Here is a 1,265-nt window from a genome sequence, read left to right on the forward strand (position 1 = left end):
AGTATGCCGACCAATAACTCATTGTTTGTTGTATGTTCCAATGGCATTATTAATTTGACATTCTTCACTTGATTGCAATTAAAAACATAATAAATTTCGCATGTTAAGCGATTCATTACAATTAATCGCTCTGCGTTGTTATCAACTTTAATATCTATAACTGCTTGATGATAAACCGATGACTTTACGGGTTTTACATCGATAAATTTACTCATACCAGTCATCCGTACTAATCCATAACTTATTGTTGTAAACAGATCTGAGTAAAATGTAAGTTATCCCGTCAAAGATTCGATCAACTGGCCAGTTGTTATTACCGTAGCCAACAAATGAGGAAACCTTCATCCCTGGTGCTGTCCCTCGACAAGCTGGTAATGACGTGCTGATATTTGCAGGAACTCCACTTGCATCATTGCTGTTGTATGCAATCTCTAAATACGGCATAACAAAATTATGTTGTAAGTTCGACACCTCTGCATCGTTAAGAAATGGTGCTCCGGGTGAGCTTGTATTGACAAACGGAAGAGTCATTGAATACATTCGGCTAGTATTGACACCATCAACCGCATATAACTGGGCAGAAAGTGTCGTAGTCCAACCAATGACACTACCTGCAGGTGTTGAAGGTAAATCACCAGCGGTGTTATTACCTGAAATAAGTGAAAAACAGTTGATATCATTAGAATAAAAACTATGAATATCACCAATGAAGTAACACCAAAAGATAGTGTTAGCAGCAACAAGCATCTTTGGTGAATCAGTCCGATGCTGCATTAGGTAGAATCCCCTTGATGTACCTATAATTTCCCACCCTTTACCAGAGTTTGAAAGTGTTGCAGCTCTAAGACCACAAGCTTTAGAAAACACATCTATAGCAGACATATCCCCTGCACATTTTATATAGCAACCTTGCTGCGAAGTATTGCCACCATTAGCTGACCAAAATTGAAAATAGCCCCCTGAGCCACCATTCGCGAGTGAGTTTCTAAATGCCACCTTAAACGCTGCGGCATTCTCGAATTCAAGAGTCCAGCCTAGCGGGGCTTTATTGCCATAACCCTCAACCAGCACTTTTTTTAGGATATTAATCCACTCTGAGGGGGTGGCATTAACCAACTGTGGCGCACCTGAGTCTGTGTATCGATAAACTGTAACTGGTAATCCCATTTCAATTGCTCCTATGACTCGTTACCGAAAAATGACAATACGGCTTTATCTGTAGTGATTTGACTGTGACCGACCTGCACATTGCGCAGCAGCATTAT

At 40.3% G+C, this 1,265-nt stretch carries 2 protein-coding genes; both read right to left on the reverse strand.

Going from position 1 to position 1,265, the window contains the following annotated elements; all coding sequences use genetic code 11:
* The coding region (locus KO533_RS22360; protein WP_219256189.1) for a hypothetical protein at nucleotides 1–215 on the reverse strand (215 nt) is incomplete at its 3' end.
* Nucleotides 208–1,167 (reverse strand): hypothetical protein, encoded by a 960-nt coding sequence (locus KO533_RS22365; RefSeq protein ID WP_219256190.1) that lies wholly within the window; start codon nucleotides 1,165–1,167, stop codon nucleotides 208–210. The genes KO533_RS22360 and KO533_RS22365, both read right to left, overlap by 8 nt.
* Nucleotides 1,168–1,265 lie beyond the last annotated feature (98 nt).

It is taken from the genome of Shewanella sp. NKUCC05_KAH (assembly GCF_019345585.1).
Classification (GTDB): domain Bacteria; phylum Pseudomonadota; class Gammaproteobacteria; order Enterobacterales; family Shewanellaceae; genus Shewanella; species Shewanella oncorhynchi.